Annotated in this window: 14 protein-coding genes; 8 read left to right on the forward strand and 6 right to left on the reverse strand. The window is 52.1% G+C overall.

The window, feature by feature from the left end:
• Positions 1–122: 122 nt before the first annotated feature.
• From ftsZ to htpG, 5 genes are all read left to right on the forward strand, one after another.
• Positions 123–1,250 (forward strand): cell division protein FtsZ, encoded by a 1,128-nt coding sequence (gene ftsZ, locus I2E77_RS10460; protein ID WP_191395625.1) that lies wholly within the window; start codon positions 123–125, stop codon positions 1,248–1,250.
• Between the two features lie 329 nt (positions 1,251–1,579).
• Complete coding sequence (locus I2E77_RS10465; protein ID WP_087234807.1) at positions 1,580–2,503, forward strand: magnesium transporter CorA family protein; 924 nt, start codon at positions 1,580–1,582, stop codon at positions 2,501–2,503.
• Positions 2,504–2,565: 62 nt separating this feature from the next.
• A complete protein-coding gene (locus tag I2E77_RS10470; protein ID WP_087234806.1) occupies positions 2,566–3,096 on the forward strand; it encodes a FumA C-terminus/TtdB family hydratase beta subunit in 531 nt (176 codons plus the stop codon).
• A gap of 25 nt (positions 3,097–3,121) precedes the next feature.
• Positions 3,122–4,315 (forward strand): cation diffusion facilitator family transporter, encoded by a 1,194-nt coding sequence (locus I2E77_RS10475; RefSeq protein ID WP_087234805.1) that lies wholly within the window; start codon positions 3,122–3,124, stop codon positions 4,313–4,315.
• 195 nt (positions 4,316–4,510) lie between these two features.
• Entirely contained in the window at positions 4,511–6,400 is a 1,890-nt protein-coding gene (gene htpG / locus I2E77_RS10480; RefSeq protein WP_195451196.1) for a molecular chaperone HtpG, read from the forward strand.
• Between the two features lie 162 nt (positions 6,401–6,562).
• Here htpG and I2E77_RS10485 read toward each other — a convergent pair whose 3' ends face one another.
• The 3 genes from I2E77_RS10485 to I2E77_RS10495 are packed head-to-tail and all read right to left on the reverse strand — an operon-like array spanning position 6,563 to position 10,824.
• Complete coding sequence (locus I2E77_RS10485) at positions 6,563–8,848, reverse strand: transglutaminase family protein (RefSeq protein ID WP_087234803.1); 2,286 nt, start codon at positions 8,846–8,848, stop codon at positions 6,563–6,565.
• A complete protein-coding gene (locus I2E77_RS10490; protein ID WP_195451197.1) occupies positions 8,845–9,885 on the reverse strand; it encodes a DUF58 domain-containing protein in 1,041 nt (346 codons plus the stop codon). Before I2E77_RS10490 ends, I2E77_RS10485 begins: the two co-directional genes overlap by 4 nt.
• A gap of 9 nt (positions 9,886–9,894) precedes the next feature.
• Entirely contained in the window at positions 9,895–10,824 is a 930-nt protein-coding gene (locus I2E77_RS10495; RefSeq protein WP_087234801.1) for an AAA family ATPase, read from the reverse strand.
• 189 nt (positions 10,825–11,013) lie between these two features.
• On the opposite strand from I2E77_RS10495, the gene I2E77_RS10500 reads away from it, so the two are divergent.
• Positions 11,014–11,745, forward strand: coding sequence for an NAD-dependent protein deacylase (locus tag I2E77_RS10500; protein WP_087234800.1), 732 nt, complete (start codon positions 11,014–11,016; stop codon positions 11,743–11,745).
• Positions 11,746–11,814: 69 nt separating this feature from the next.
• On the opposite strand, the gene I2E77_RS10505 is transcribed toward I2E77_RS10500, so the two are convergent.
• The 3 genes from I2E77_RS10505 to I2E77_RS14180 all read right to left on the reverse strand — a co-directional run bounded on the left by I2E77_RS10505 (position 11,815) and on the right by I2E77_RS14180 (position 14,018).
• Positions 11,815–12,147 carry a DUF1540 domain-containing protein gene (locus tag I2E77_RS10505; protein WP_087234799.1) on the reverse strand — a complete coding sequence of 111 codons (333 nt, stop codon included), beginning with the start codon at positions 12,145–12,147 and terminating at the stop codon, positions 11,815–11,817.
• 107 nt (positions 12,148–12,254) lie between these two features.
• Positions 12,255–13,460 (reverse strand): bifunctional phosphopantothenoylcysteine decarboxylase/phosphopantothenate--cysteine ligase CoaBC, encoded by a 1,206-nt coding sequence (coaBC, locus tag I2E77_RS10510; protein WP_195451198.1) that lies wholly within the window; start codon positions 13,458–13,460, stop codon positions 12,255–12,257.
• A gap of 24 nt (positions 13,461–13,484) precedes the next feature.
• Positions 13,485–14,018, reverse strand: coding sequence for a helix-hairpin-helix domain-containing protein (locus I2E77_RS14180; RefSeq protein WP_330608927.1), 534 nt, complete (start codon positions 14,016–14,018; stop codon positions 13,485–13,487).
• A gap of 198 nt (positions 14,019–14,216) precedes the next feature.
• Between I2E77_RS14180 and I2E77_RS10520 the strand changes: the two genes are divergently transcribed.
• Both I2E77_RS10520 and I2E77_RS10525 read left to right on the forward strand, forming a co-directional pair.
• A complete protein-coding gene (locus I2E77_RS10520; protein ID WP_087234796.1) occupies positions 14,217–14,861 on the forward strand; it encodes an ECF transporter S component in 645 nt (214 codons plus the stop codon).
• 27 nt (positions 14,862–14,888) lie between these two features.
• Positions 14,889–15,659 carry a type III pantothenate kinase gene (locus I2E77_RS10525; protein WP_087234795.1) on the forward strand — a complete coding sequence of 257 codons (771 nt, stop codon included), beginning with the start codon at positions 14,889–14,891 and terminating at the stop codon, positions 15,657–15,659.
• The last annotated feature ends 39 nt before the right edge of the window (positions 15,660–15,698 follow it).

Consider the following 15,698-nt stretch of genomic DNA (forward strand, 5'->3'; position numbering starts at 1 on the left):
TTGGAAACTTTTAAGCTTACGCAAATAGTTATTGAAATTGTTTTGTAAAAGTGATAAATTAGTAATATCCTAGGCAAAGTCTGGCGCTATGGAATAAAAGGACGTTTAAGGGGGACGCAGCAATGCCTTTTGAGATTGATAATGATTTTGACAATATTGTACAGATAAAAGTGATTGGCGTCGGCGGCGGCGGCGGGAACGCTATCGACCGCATGGTGTCCATGGGGGTCCAAGGGGTGGAGTTTATCTCCATCAATACAGATAAGCAGGCACTTTACCGTTCAAAAGCAACCCAAAAGATTCAGATTGGCGAGAAGGTGACCCACGGAAAGGGCGCCGGCTCGAAGCCGGAGATGGGCCAAAAGGCCGGTGAGGAAAGCCGTGAGGCAATTGCGGCGGCGATCCGTGGGAGCGACATGGTATTCATTACCGCCGGTATGGGCGGCGGTACGGGCACGGGTGCGGCGCCGATCGTTGCGGAAGTGGCGCGCGATATGGGTGTTTTGACCGTTGGCATTGTCACAAAACCCTTTGCATTTGAAGGCAGACGCCGCATGGAACAGGCGGAGAGCGGAATCGCCGCCTTGCGTGAACATGTGGATTCCCTTGTAGTCATTCCGAATGAACGCCTGAAGTTGGTGAGCGAGCAGCGGATTACGCTGGTGAATGCGTTTTCCATCGCGGACGATGTGCTCCGCCAGGGCGTGCAGAGCATCTCGGACCTGATTAAGCTCCCCGGATTGGTCAACTTGGACTTTGCGGACGTTACGGCGATCATGAAAGACGCTGGCTATGCGCACATGGGCGTTGGCCGCGCATCCGGCAAGGATAAGGCGGAGGCAGCGGCAAATATGGCGATTTCCAGCCCGCTGTTGGAGACGGCGATCAATGGCGCAAAGGGTGTGATTGTGAATATTACTTCTTCCCCGGATATCGGTTTGGACGAAATCGAAACAGCCTCTTCTATGATTGCTTCCCAGGCACACGAAGATGCAAATATCATTTGGGGCGCTGCCTTTGATGAGAGCATGGAAGACGAAATGAGTGTTACGGTTATTGCTACTGGATTTGCAACGCACGACGGCACCAACGAAGCCGCCCAGGATGACCGTAAGAGCAGCGCGCCTACGGGGACGTATTCCAATAATACACGCGATAGCCGTGATAGCCAGTCCCGCCGGTCAGCTCCAGCCCCCATCGACGACGATGATACTTTCATAGATATCATGTCGATTTTTAATCGCAAGTAATCGTACATAAGGACGCTTAAAGCCCGGAACATTCCGGGCTTTTTTCGTGCCCATTCAAAACTGGAATAGAAAAAAGATGATTTGAGGCCAAATTGGGCCCTGTGTGGCATTACAGGATAAATTTCTGAAAATAATGCGCAAAATGTGCTGCGCACCCTTGAAATCTCCACTTTTTGTGCTATAATGAATTTGTTATCGAGAGAAAAAGTGTTCGCGCGTACATCCGCGCGCATTTTTTTGCGCATTCCTGCGCCCGTTGGGAGGTGGCATTGTGAAACCGGACCCTTTATGTAGTCACATAGAAAAAGAGAATAAAGGAGATGAACGCAATGCTGTCCTACTACAAGACGATTGACGGACATATTACTCAGTTGGAGGCATGCGAACCGGGTTGCTGGATCAACTGCATTGCCCCGACCGATGCGGAGATTAGCGGCCTGATTGAAGATTTCCAGATTGAACCGGACTTCTTCCGTGCCGCAATGGACGAAGAGGAATCTTCGCATATTGATACCGAAGATTACAGCACGTTGGTCATCATCGATATGCCGGTGGCGGAAACGTCCGGCGACAATGTGACCTATTCCACCACGCCGCTCGGCATCATTATCACAGAAAAAAATGTGATTACCGTCTGTACAAGGGGGAACCCCGTCCTGGATGAGTTTACAGATGGGGCGGTCAAAGGGGTACAGACCAATCTGAAAACGCGCTTTATCCTTCATCTGATGCTCCGGATTGCAACAAAATATTTGCAGTATTTGAAGCAAATTGATAAACTCAGCAGCCATGTGGAGCGTGAGCTGCGCAAATCCATGAAGAATTCTGAGCTGATTCAGCTTTTGGATATTGAGAAGTCCTTGGTCTACTTCTCCTCTTCGCTAAAAGGCAGTGAAATTACCATTGAGAAAATTTCACGCGGACGCGTTGTGAAGCTTTATGAGGAAGACCAGGACCTGCTGGAAGATGTGCTGATCGAGGTCCGGCAGGCGATTGAGATGTCCAGCATTTATTTGAATATCCTTTCCGGCACGATGGATGCCTTTGCGTCGGTCATCAGCAACAACTTGAACATCGTGATGAAGGTCTTGGCCTCCATCACCCTGATCATCTCCATTCCGACGGTTATCTCCAGTTTCTATGGGATGAATGTCGAGGGGCTTCCGCTGCCGTTTTTCTGGTTCCCGTTGCTTTTGGCCATTGTAAGCATGGGGATTGCATATTTGATCCTTCGGAAGAAGGATATGTTCTAAAGGGACGAACCAAACGAGGGAACTGCAAAGGCAGCTCCCTTCTTTTGTGGAGGGATAAAATCATGGAACGGATTCGGGTTCATACCAGTGAATTGATGGAGCGCGCGAAGACGCTCCGCGCGGGCGACCAGCTCCTGTTGAGCGGCACCATTTACACCGCCCGCGACGCAGCGCACAAGCGCATCTGCGCACAGTTAGACCGCGGAGAGGAGCCGCCCTTCCCGATACAGGGGTCCACCGTTTATTATGCCGGGCCGACGCCCGCCCCGGAGGGGTTGCCCATCGGTGCCTGTGGCCCGACCACTTCTTCAAGGATGGACGTCTTTGCCCCGCGCTTGCTGGATCTGGGCATGGTGTGCATGATTGGGAAGGGGAACCGCGCCCCAGCCGTGGTGGATGCCATCCGCCGTAATGGGGCTGTATACCTCTGCGCCATCGGCGGTGCCGGCGCATTGGCGGCCAAATGTGTGCGCAGTTTAAAGGTGATCGCTTATGAGGATCTCGGTTGTGAGTCGGTCAAGGAACTTCAAATTGAAGATTTTCCACTCTTTGTGACCATTGATTGCGCGGGGGGCAGTCTCTTCGCAGATTGATCCCATTAGAAGCGAGGGGGATTTTATGACCAATTTATTGATACGCCTTTTTGTCAAGGATTATCAGGACGTGGAAAATCACACCGTGCGCGAACGCTATGGGAAATTCGCCGGGATTGTTGGCATTGCCACCAATATCCTGTTGTTTTGTATCAAGATTTTTGCAGGGATTGTCTTTCACAGCGTCGCGATTGTGGCGGATGCGGTCAACAACCTGTCGGATTCCGCATCCTCCGTGGTGACTTTGGTAGGATTCAAGCTTTCGGCGAAACCGGCGGATAAAGAGCATCCCTATGGCCATGCGCGGATTGAATACATCAGCGGGCTGATCGTATCGCTGGTGATCCTTCTGCTGGGATTCCAATTGGCGCAGTCCTCTCTGGGAAAGATCCTCCATCCGGAAGAGAGCGAAACCAGCCTGGTGGCGGTGGGAATCTTGGTCGTTTCGGTGCTGATCAAGTTGTGGCAATTCCTGTTTTATCGGACGGTTGGCCGGCGTATTTCCTCAACCACACTGGAGGCGACGGCGGCGGACAGCCGCAACGACGTATTCAGCACGGTTGCCATTTTGATTGGCATGGGGATCACCTGGTTGACCAGCTATAATTTGGATGGCTGGATGGGCTTGATTGTGGCGCTTCTGATTGTGGTCGGCGGCGTGCAGTTGATTATGGAAACCAGCAATCCGCTGTTGGGGGTCGCGCCGACCGAAGAATTGGTGCAGGGTATTTACCAAAAGATCTTGAGCTACGACGGTGTTCTGGGCCTGCACGACCTGAATGTACACAACTATGGGCCGGGCCGCTGCTTTGCTTCGGTACACTGCGAGGTCCCTGCGGAGCAGGATATCTTGGTCAGCCATGATATCATTGATAACATCGAGCGCGATTTCCTTCGGGATATGAACATCCACCTGGTGATCCATCTGGATCCCGTGGTGACGGACGATGAACGCACGACAAAGCTGAAACAACAGGTGGAACAGATTTTAAACGGACTCTCGGATCAGATCAGTATGCACGATTTCCGTGTGGTTTGGGGGACGACCCACACCAATGTGATTTTTGACGTTTGTGTGCCGTTTGGATTCCAATGGTCGGATACGGAGCTGATCCAGCGCATTTCGGAACAAATTGCAAACTTGAACGCTACTTACTTCGCAGTGCTGACCGTAGATCACGATTACGTACCTCGCATCGCAGAAAAAACGAAAGAGTAAGATCACAGATAAACATTCGGCATCCATTGTATTGGGCAATATGGAGGAATCCATGTTGTCCAATTTTTTGTTTCAGAACGAGTTTGTTTGTTCATAATTTATTCATTGCATTTTGGGAAAAGTTGTACTACAATACAATTAGCACTTAGGTGTAAAGAGTGCTAAATTTAAAGAGATACAAGAGGTTGATTGATCATGGAAATGAAGCAGTTTCAGGCGGAGTCGAAGCGCCTTTTGGATTTGATGATTAATTCCATCTATACACATCGTGAAATTTTCCTACGCGAGTTGATTTCCAACGCAAGCGACGCTATTGATAAGCTCTATTATAAAACGTTATCCGACGGGGATACCGGCCTTTCCAGGGAGGATTTCAGCATCTCCATCCAGCCGAATAAGGAAGCGCGGACGTTGACCATCACGGACAATGGCTGCGGCATGACGAAGGACGAGTTGGAAAACAACTTGGGTACGATTGCGAAAAGCGGTTCGCTGAACTTTAAGAAGGACAACGAGCCCAAAGAGGATATTGAGATCATCGGCCAATTTGGCGTGGGCTTCTATTCGGCCTTTATGGTGAGCGCCTGCGTCACCGTGGTCAGCCGCGCTTATGGCAGCGATGAGGCTTGGAAATGGACCAGCCGGGGCGCTGAGGGTTACACCATGGAACCGTGCGAAAAAGAGGGCCATGGCACAGAAATCGTTCTGAACATCAAGCCAAATACGGAAGAGAACAATTACGACGAGTTCCTGGATACCTATACCATCAAGAACCTTGTCAAGAAATACTCTGATTATATCCGCTATCCCATCCGCATGGATGTGGAGAAGAGCCGCATGAAGGAGGGGTGCGACGAAAAGAACCCCGAATTTGAGACCTATACAGAGAATGAAACCCTGAATAGCATGGTACCACTCTGGCGCAAAAATAAGAATGAAATCACCGAGGACGAATACAACCGTTTCTATCAGGAGAAATTCAACGATTATGAGAAGCCGCTCAAGGTGATCCACAGCAGCACGGAGGGTGTGGCCACCTATAACGCCCTGCTGTTCATCCCGGCGCGCGCCCCGTTCGATTTTTACACCCGTGATTATGAAAAGGGGCTTCAGCTCTATTCCAACGGCGTGTTGATCATGGAGAAATGCCCGGACTTGCTGCCCGATTATTTCAGCTTTGTGAAGGGCCTTGTCGATTCGCAGGATTTATCGCTGAATATTTCCAGAGAAATGTTGCAGCATGACCGCCAGCTGAAGGTGATTGCTTCCAGGTTGGAGAAAAAGATCAAGTCCGGGTTGGAGAGCATGCTCCTCAATGACCGCGACAAATACGAATCCTTCTATAAGAACTTCGGTTTGCAACTTAAATACGGCGTGTACGAAGACTATGGAATGCACAAGGATGTCTTGCAGGATCTCCTGCTGTTCTACTCTTCGAGCGAAAAGAAACTAGTCACGCTCAAAGAATATGTGGGCCGCATGAAAGAAGGACAGAAATATATCTATTACGCCTGTGGCGAAACAACGGATAAGATTGACATGCTGCCGCAGACCGAGGCGCTCAAGGACAAAGGCTATGAGATCCTCTATTTGACGGACAACGTGGATGAGTTTGCCCTGCGCATGATGATGAAGTACGACGATAAGGAATTCCGCTCCATTTCGGCAGACGACTTGGATTTGGAGACCGAAGAAGAGAAGCAGGCAGCCGCGAAAAAGGTGGAAGAGAACAAGGATATGCTAGCCTTTATGAAGGAGTCCTTGGACGGCAAGGTCAAAGAGGTCATCCTTTCGCAAAAGCTGAAGACGCATCCGGTGTGCTTGTCTTCGGAAGGCGCGATCTCCATTGAAATGGAGAAGGTGCTCAATTCGATGCCGAACGATCAAAAAGTACAGGCGCAGCGTGTGCTTGAGATCAATTCCAACCATCCGATTTTCGAAAAGTTGTGCAGCCTGTATGCAGAGGACAAAGACAAGCTCAAAGAGTATACACAGCTCTTGTACGATCAAGCGTTGCTGATCGAAGGCGTTTCCATCGACGACCCGGTAGCCTTCTCGAACCGGATCTGCAACCTGATGGTATAAAACCGGTTTCTTTCATTTACAAAGAAGAGGCTATATCGCTTTGGCTTTCCAGCCAAAGCGATATAGCCTCTTTTGTATAGGATTCTTTTTTCTCTAGGGGTCCCTATATCCATCCCCCTATCAAGGGAAGTTTCAGGGGAACACTTTTTCAAAGGGATTGGTTTACAGCAAGCATTTCCCATATTTAAAGAACAGCTTGCGAACCGCAGGTAAAGTCCGGTATGTTTCATGCGCCGCCCGGTCTGCATCGGAGAGCAGCGCATTCATTTCCTCCTCTGTGAGTGTATGCTGGCTGAATTTGGCCTTGAGGGCCAGCTCCTCTGAATAGGGATCGATCGACGCCCCAAATGACGTTAAGTCGGTCAAATACTTGTAAATAGCGATTGCGGATTGGTTGACATTTGCTGAATGGAACCGCTTTTTGCGGCGTTTGATCAGGAAAATACGCCGCAGGACAACCAGCAGAACAGCACCGCCTGCCACCCCAATCCCAGCCAACACGTGCTGCAAGGTGCGGAAATCGAACGGGATTGCACCGGTGGTTTCATCGCTTCCAAGGGCAGAGGAATCCTCAAGCGCGCTGGAAGATTCGGGCGAACTGGATTCCGGTTCGCTGCTGGATTCCGCCTCGCTTTCTGGAGTGCTGGAGTCCTCCGAGAGGGCGTCCTGTGCTTGCTGATTCAACTCTCCGGTCGAGAGGCGTACGCCGGGCGTAACCTCCAGCGGTTGCCAGCCTAGGCCAGGGGTATAGACCTCTGCCCAGGCATGTGCATGCTGGTCCGGGATGTCAGCCCATCCCTCCTCGTCGTAATCCATTGCCGTGACCGCATATCCCTCTGCATAGCGGGCGGGAATCCCCTGCGACCGCAGGAGCGCAACGGCGGCGCTTGCGAAGTGGACGCAATAGCCCTTCTGGTTTTCAAAAAGAAAATAGTCTACAAAGTCGCGGCCCTCCGGCGTTGTGCCGGGGGAAAGGGTATATTCCCCGCTGGTGCGCACCAGGTTGGCGATCGCATAGATCACAGCTTCCTGTCCTGCGGTTTCTGCATCGGGAATCCCCACTTGTGTACAGTACCATTGCAATTTTTCACGCAGGTTCTGTGGAAGCTGCGTGTAGTAGGTATTGGCAAAGGAACGGTATGCCGCTTCCGCCGAATAGAACGGCTCGGAGATCAAATTGAGATTTACAGCCCGGGGAAAATGGGGAATGTCCCATGCCTGTAGGGTGTAGTCCGAGATGCCAAAGGGTGAGGTGACACGGATGTAGGCGTCGTGTACAAAGGCTGTGCCAGAAAGCTCCTCCGGGCGGGAGGCCAACCCATAGGGAGCATAGATGCAATTCCGGTTAGCAGCGACATTTTCAACTTGGATCTCCATCAGCAGCGACTGTTCTTCTGGAAGCGAATAAAACGAAAGCAGCTGTCCCGCCATGTTTTGTGGATTAAAATACAGCGAATTCTCCAACTCGGCGTAGGTGGAGTCGGGAAGGGATTCCCAGCTAACACCGGTATAAACGCTTCCGGAAAAAGCGTGCAGATACAGCGGCGTTTTGCTTGGGTTGTGTACGCGCAGTACCGTCTGCCCTGTATATTGACGGTTGCCCGCAGAATCTAAACTGACGCGCCCCAGCGCTCCATTTTGTTGGGAAAACAAGGAAGAGCGGTAAATGCCGCCTTCCAGTTCTTGACGGAGCGACTCGATGGAAGCTGGGCGCGTATAGGTATCCTGTGGCATCAAGATGCTCATAGCAATCAGGCAAAGGGCGACGGCGGGCAACACGAGCAAAGCAACGCGGCCCGCGGCGGCCGTTCGCCCAAATGAGCTGTTTGCGCAAAGGCGGCTGAGCAAAAGGGTGGCCCAGAAGCCAAGCAGCATCAATACGGAGGGCCAAGCGGGTGTAATGGTAAAGCCGAGGGGGACAAGTAAAAAAGGCGCTGTCCCCAGCAGGGCAAGCCAAAAACTGTGCCGCCGGACCGCCCAGCATACGTAACACGCTAAGAAAAATAGCACAAATGCCAAGAATACCGAGCAGGCATTTGTATACTCTCCTACGGGCAGGTTTACACGGAACTGCGGCAGATCAAAGCGGGAGTTGTCGCTGATTGTAGAGAGAACTTGATTGGTGGAGATCACAAACCCCTGCAAAAAGTATGTGCGCAGCAGGTAGGCGGTTACGCAGTAGGCGGCAGATAAGATCAATAGGATGGGCATCCGCCACCGTTTTAAAGAAAAGATTGCGAGAAACAGGAAGGCAAACAGGGCGATACAGATGGACAAAAAGATCGGTTTCACCGGTATGGAAAAAGCGGACACCGTACATTGCGCCACTCCAAACAGGCCAAGCAACACCAAGAGCGTATCCGCAAGTAGGGCAGAGAGATTCCCATGCATGGGCTCTTTCCAAGCTGGCTGGCTCAAGAGGATTCCTGCTTGATTTCCATCTTTCATAGCGTTTCCTCCCAGACCGTGCCGCTGACAAGCTCTTCAATGCGCTGCGGCGTGATATAAAAGAGATAGGGATATTCCTTTGTATCCCCCAAGCGGGCCCGGCATTCCGGTATTGGTAAGCCCTCCTTTGGGGCTGGGTGCGCCAACAATTGATTTAAAACTACATACAAATCATCCATACCGGACAGATGAATCTGGCGGAGCTGGACGGCGTCCGGGTCGTACCACTCTACATCATGTTCTAAACCGTTTTCCAGAAGAAACTGGCAGAGGGCAACCAACTTGTCCAAAACGAGATCCAACGCATAAATATCCCCGAATAGGTCCATTGTGACCAACGCAGAACTGCACACCGGCAGGCTAAATTCCTTTACCATGAGTTCGCCGGTGCGGGAAGAAAGCTTCCAGTGGATGCTGCGCAGGCGGTCCCCCTCCCGATAGGGCCGGACATCGAAGATTTCCGATGGATCGTCCCCGGGTTTCACCTTAGAAAAGGTGTCGCTCTCCGGGTCTGGCGCTGCGGACGGTTCCAATGGAAGCTCCAGGGGTTCGAGATCGGGAAGGATAAACAGCTCGTTTGGGCTGGACGTCTTATGCCGGCAGGTAAACAGCCCGAGGAAATCATAACAACGGATTTCCTCTAAAACAATGATCAGTTTGCCGCAATGCTGGGAGATCCCTTCCCGGTCTACCCGCTGTTTCCCATGGAGAGCTGGAAGAAACACGGTTTCCGTGGTTTCATCCCCGCTGAACGGATTGGAATACCGCAGCCGCAGCCGGGTGCGCGCCATGGGAAAGAAGGTCCGGTTCTCCACGACCAGCTGGATGGGGAACGGGTTGTTCCGCGGGACAGCGGCCAGGGGAAGCTCCACATGCGCACGGACCCCGCACATCCCCGGCAGGCTCAACAGCAGGGAAAGGAGCGGCAGCAGCAGGGCAAAGACCAGCACAAAAAAGGATAAATATCCATTAAAAAAAATGAAAAACAATACAGCGCCCACAAGGGCGATCAGGTAAACGATACGGCATCGCAACATAGGCCCACCTCATTTAACCGAGGGCGCATCGACGCGGTTGAGGATTTTTTCCAGAAGCGCGGCAGCCGTGACATCCCCCATTTTTGCCTGGGGGCTCAGGACAATCCGGTGGCCGATCACGTCGTGGAAAACGATCTGGACGTCGCGCGGGATTACGTAATCGCGCCCGCTCAGGTAAGCGGCTGCCTGCGCCATGCGGGTCAAGGCGATGGAACCGCGGGGGCTTGCTCCCAGGCGGATCATCGGGTCCTTCCGGGTGGCAGAGGTCAGGCGCGCAATGTAATCATAAAGGCTGTCAGCCAAATAGACATTTTCCACTTCATGCTGCATGGCAAGAATCCCCTGGGCGTCCACAACCTTCTGTACCTGCTCCAATGGGTCTCCACCCTGCTTGCGGCGCAAAATCTCCACCTCATCCTCCAGCTTGGGGTATCCCATGCGCAGGCAGACCATGAAGCGGTCCATCTGGGACTCCGGCAACAGCTGGGTCCCCGCGGAGCCGACCGGATTCTGTGTGGCGATGACAGTGTACGGTTTGGGCGTTTCGCGCGTCACACCGTCCACGGTGATGCGGCCCTCTTCCATCACTTCCAGCAGAGCGGCCTGCGTTTTGCTGGACGTGCGGTTGATTTCGTCCGCCAAAAAGAGGTTGCACAGCGCTGCGCCGGGTTTGTATTCCAGCTGTCCAGTCGCCTTATTATATACGGAAAAACCGGTCACGTCGGTGGGCATGACGTCCGGGGTGAACTGCATGCGGCGGTAATCCAACGCCATCGCCTTGGAAAAGGCCAGGGCCAGGGTGGTTTTTCCAACGCCGGGGATGTCCTCCAACAGGATATGCCCTTGGGCAAGAATGACCATGAGCATCTTGCCAACGACAGCGTTTTTTCCAACGACCGCTTTTTTCACTTCCTCAATGATCTCTAAAGCTTTTTGCATTCCTCATTCTCCTATTTTCAAATTGAAAGATATTACAGAAATTTTTATAAAAATTAACTGTGTCTATTATAGAAAATCCAGTGGCTCTTTGCAATGGAAGGAGAGAAGAGTTCAAAAAACATTCAAAATTGCTTGCTCCATGACTTGCAGAGGCGTACAATAAGGTTAACAATAGAGGGAGGCGTTAATATGCAGGAACCCAAACAATTGCAGCAATTGCAGGAAATGGTGGACCGGAGCAGGCGGATTGTCTTTTTCGGCGGCGCAGGGGTTTCGACGGAGAGCGGGATTCCGGACTTCCGCAGTGTGGACGGCCTTTACAACCAGCGCTATAAATATCCGCCGGAGGTCATGCTCAGTCACAGCTTTTATGTAGCGCACACGGAGGAGTTTTTCGATTTCTACCGGACAAAGATGCTTTACCTGGATGCGCAGCCCAATGCGGCCCATAAAAAGCTGGCGGAATTGGAGACAGCGGGAAAACTTACTGCGGTGGTCACGCAAAATATCGACGGCCTGCATCAAAAAGCCGGGAGTAAAAACGTGTTGGAACTGCACGGGTCGGTCCACCGCAATTTCTGCCAGCGCTGCCACAAGATGTACGACGCCGAATTCATGCTGCACAGCACAGGGATTCCCACCTGTACATGCGGCGGGAAGGTGAAGCCGGACGTAGTGCTCTATGAAGAAAGCCTGGATCAGCACACGCTGACAAAGGCATTGGACGCAATTGAACATGCGGATATGTTGATCATCGGCGGGACGTCGCTGGCCGTATATCCGGCCGCTAGCCTGGTCAACTATTATCGCGGCGACCGGTTGGTCCTCATCAATAAGTCCACAACCCCGATGGATCAGAATGCGAATTTGGCGATTCAAGGCAGCATCGGGGAAGTCCTTGGAGCGATTCAAGTTCGATAATAGCAGGGCAAAACAAGAAAAGAGCTGCGTAAAAACGGCATTTCCGCTTTTACGCAGCCAATTTTTTGCTTATCTCATTTTAAAGGTAGCGCATTCGGTCTGGCTCTTGCAATCGGCTTTTCCGCAGGAGCCGTCCGCCACATGGATGTTTTCTGCAATGCATTCGTTATTTTCATTATAGATGCAATTGCGCGCTTCACAGCGGACATGCAGGGACGGATTGGGGTTGGAACAGCCACAAGACGAGACGTTGCTTGCAGAACCGCTCTTTCCTGTAAAATCAGAACAGCAGGTCTGCTCGCATCCGCAAGCGCAGGCGCCTGCAACCTTGATATCCGGGCGGCAGCAGCAATCCTGGCTATTGTTCGCGCAGCTTGTGACGGTACATCTTAAATTCGTCATATCCACACTTCCAGTACAATAGAATCACACCCGAATTCTGCCGGGGCGATTGTCCAATCGGCCCGGCAGAAGAGGATGCAAATCTATTGTTCGCCGAATCTAAGAAATTATGCATGCGCTTGCGATTTTATTTCCAAAATTTGATCAAAAATGCGGGCAGCCGTCTCTTCCTTCGAGAGCTGGGGCAATTCCGCTTCGGAGTTTGCGGTGATGAGCGTTACAATATTGGTATCGGTTCCAAAGCCTGCGCCCGCCACCTTCAAATTGTTGGCGACCATCATGTCCACATGCTTTTTGGCAAGCTTTTTGCGCGAATTTTCCAGCATGTTTTGCGTCTCCATGGAAAAACCGCAGAGGAACTGTCCTGGATGGCGGTGTTCTCCCAGATATTGAAGAATGTCCGCAGTCCGTTCGAGGGGCAGGCTGCTATCGCTATCCTGCTTTTTCATTTTATCCTCGTATACGTACGAGGGACGGTAATCGGCCACCGCCGCTGCTTTAACGATGATGTCCTGTGCATCGCTGCGGGAGGTGACCGCCTCAAACATTTCCTGCGCCGTGGTCACAGGGACTACGTCTACAAAGGCAGGCGGCTTGAGCGGGGTCGGGCCTGTGACCAATGTAACGGCTGCACCGCGCCGGGCGGCGTTCTGCGCGAGCGCATATCCCATTTTCCCGGTGGAATGATTGGTAATATAGCGCACGGGGTCGATGGATTCCTGCGTGGGGCCTGCCGTGACCAGCACATGAAGGCCGGCCATATCCTTTTCGCAAGCCAGTTCCTGGTAGACATATTCCAGAATGACTTCCGGGTCCGGGAATTTCCCTGCGCCCGTGTCCCCACAGGCGAGATAGCCAGAACTCGGCTCGATAATCGTAAACCCATATTTGCGCAGGATGTCCAAGTTGTCCTGCGTGATGGGATTTTCGTACATCCTGGTGTTCATGGCAGGGGAAACCAGCTTTTTGCACTGGCATGCCAACACGGTTGTGGTGAGCATATCGTCCGCCAGGCCATGCGCCATTTTCGCGATCACGTTGGCGGTTGCCGGTGCGATCAGGCAGAGATCTGCGGCCTTTGCGAGAGAGACGTGCTCCACCTGAAACTCAAAATTGCGGTCAAAGGTATCCACCAGGCATTTATTTCCGGTCAAGCTTTCAAAAGTGATGGGATTGATAAAGTTTGTGGCGTTCTGTGTCATCAAGACATGGACGATACAGCCCTGCTTATGAAGCGCGCTGGCCAAATAGGCGGCTTTATAGGCGGCGATTCCTCCAGTGACGCCCAATAGAATGGTCTTTCCCTGTAACATTTTTGTTCCCCCATTTCTTGCAATTCAATCTTTCCAGTTCCACCATTTTAATTTTTCGGGATCGTGCTCTTCCTGCCCGGCGAAATATACCGCTTCCCGGAACACATAGAGCTGGCAGCGGTCTTCGATGCGTCCCTTGCGCAAGCAGTCCTTCCGATAGAGCTCTTCGGGGTCCTGCCCTCTTAACGACTCCACAGTTGGATATCCCAAATCGATGAGATCCTGCGCAATATTCTTTCCAACGCCCGGGATCGTTTGCAGGTCGCTTTCGGCCCCGGCAAAACGCAGCGCACGAAAACGCGCGTTTACGGACTGCTGGAACTGTTCGTCCGATTCATCGGGATCTTTCAGCGTCTTCCAGCGTTCACATGGGACCTGGGGGCATTCCCCGCAATGCTTCCAGCCGTTTTGAACCGTACAACAATGGTAGATAGGGCAGATGTCCCCGCCTGTGTAGGGCGCCCAATAGACCTTTCCTTTCAAGGAATGGCATCCGGCGCATTCCTTCCCAAGATGCGCGCAGCCTCCGCAGGATAAGCCGCAGACATTATACAGCACGATACTCCCTCCTTTGTATTTGAAATCTTGCTTTTTTTATAGTATACCATGATTTTACACCAGCGTACAGCGGGAGGTGTTCTGCCCGCGCGCAACGTTGGAAATATATTGTTGATTTTTTAACGATCTTAGCGTATAATAAAGGCGAAAATTTGCGCTGCATCTTTTGGAAAAGAGCAGCAGCAGGAGGTAATAAAAGTGAATCGTCAAACCGCAAAGTACCGTGATTTTGTGCTGTTGGCCCTGTTTGCGGCCATCATCCTGTTGTTGGCCTTTACGCCGATTGGATATATCCAGCTTCCAATCATCAAGGCCACCATCGTCCATGTGCCGGTGATCCTCGGCGCGATTATACTCGGCCCCAAAAAGGGCGCTATTTTAGGCGTTCTGTTCGGGCTGACCAGCTTTATCAGCAACACCTTTATGCCCACGGCGCTCTCCTTTGCATTTTCGCCGGCGATCCCGCTCCCAGGGACGCCGAACGGCAGCATTTGGAGCCTGTTCATCTGCTTTGTGCCGCGCATTTTGGTGGGGGTATTCGCGTACTATGTCTTTGCGCTGTGCCAAAAGCTGATGAAAAAAAGCACAAAGGGCGAGTTTTTGTCCCTTGCGCTTGGTGCACTGGTGGGGTCTTTTACAAACACCATTTTGGTTATGGGGAGCATCTTTGTCATTTTTAAAGATGCGTATGCGGCCATCAAAGGCATCCCCGCAGATGCCGTCATGGGGGCCATCCTTGCCGTCGTTGGCGCGAATGGCGTGCCGGAGGCAGTGGCTGCCATTGTGTTGACAGTGGCGATTGGCAAAGCCCTGTTGGGGTTGCAGAGAAAAGGGCGCGTATAAACGCAAGGTAGAAAGGATGATCGACCGATGATTCTTGCCATTGATGTGGGAAACAGCAACATTGTTTTGGGTGGCATTGACAATGAAAAAATCTATTTCACCGTGCGGCTTTCCACCGACCGCTTTAAGTCGAACGATGAATATGCGGTTTTAATCAAGAACTTGATTGAACTAAACGGATATGACCCGGCCGATATGGAGGGGAGCATCATTTCCACGGTGGTCCCCGCGCTGGCCACGACCCTGCGGCTTGCTTTGGAGAAGATCACAGGGAAACCCTGCATGGTGGTTGGCAGCGGCCTGAAGACGGGCCTGAATATCCTGATTGACAATCCGGCGCAGCTCGGCAGCGACCTGGTGGTTGACGCCGTGGCGGCCATTGCGGAGTATCCCAAGCCGATCGTGATCTTTGACCTAGGAACCGCAACGACCCTTTCGGTGGTGGATAAAAAAGGCAATTATTTGGGCGGTATGATTATGCCCGGCGTCGTTGTGGGCGTTGAAGCGATTTCCAACCGCGCGTCCCAGTTGCCACATATCGGCCTGGATGCGCCAAAGCGTTTGGTGGGGACCAATACCATCGACTGCATGAAGAGCGGCGCAATTTACGGGAACGCCGCCATGCTGGACGGCATCGTGGAGCGCGTGACAGAGGAACTGGGTGAAGCGCCCACTGTGGTTGCGACCGGCGGCCTTGCCCGCGTGATTGTGCCGCACTGCCGCAGGAAGATCATCTGCGACGATAACCTGATGTTGAAGGGCTTGTTGATCGTCTACAATAAGAACAAGCGGGGCTGATCCCGTTAGAAACAGAGGACTTCTTTCCTGGATTGGGAA

The organism is Anaeromassilibacillus sp. 1001302B_160321_C8 (genome assembly GCF_015554745.1).
Lineage (GTDB): Bacteria > Bacillota > Clostridia > Oscillospirales > Acutalibacteraceae > Anaeromassilibacillus > Anaeromassilibacillus stercoravium.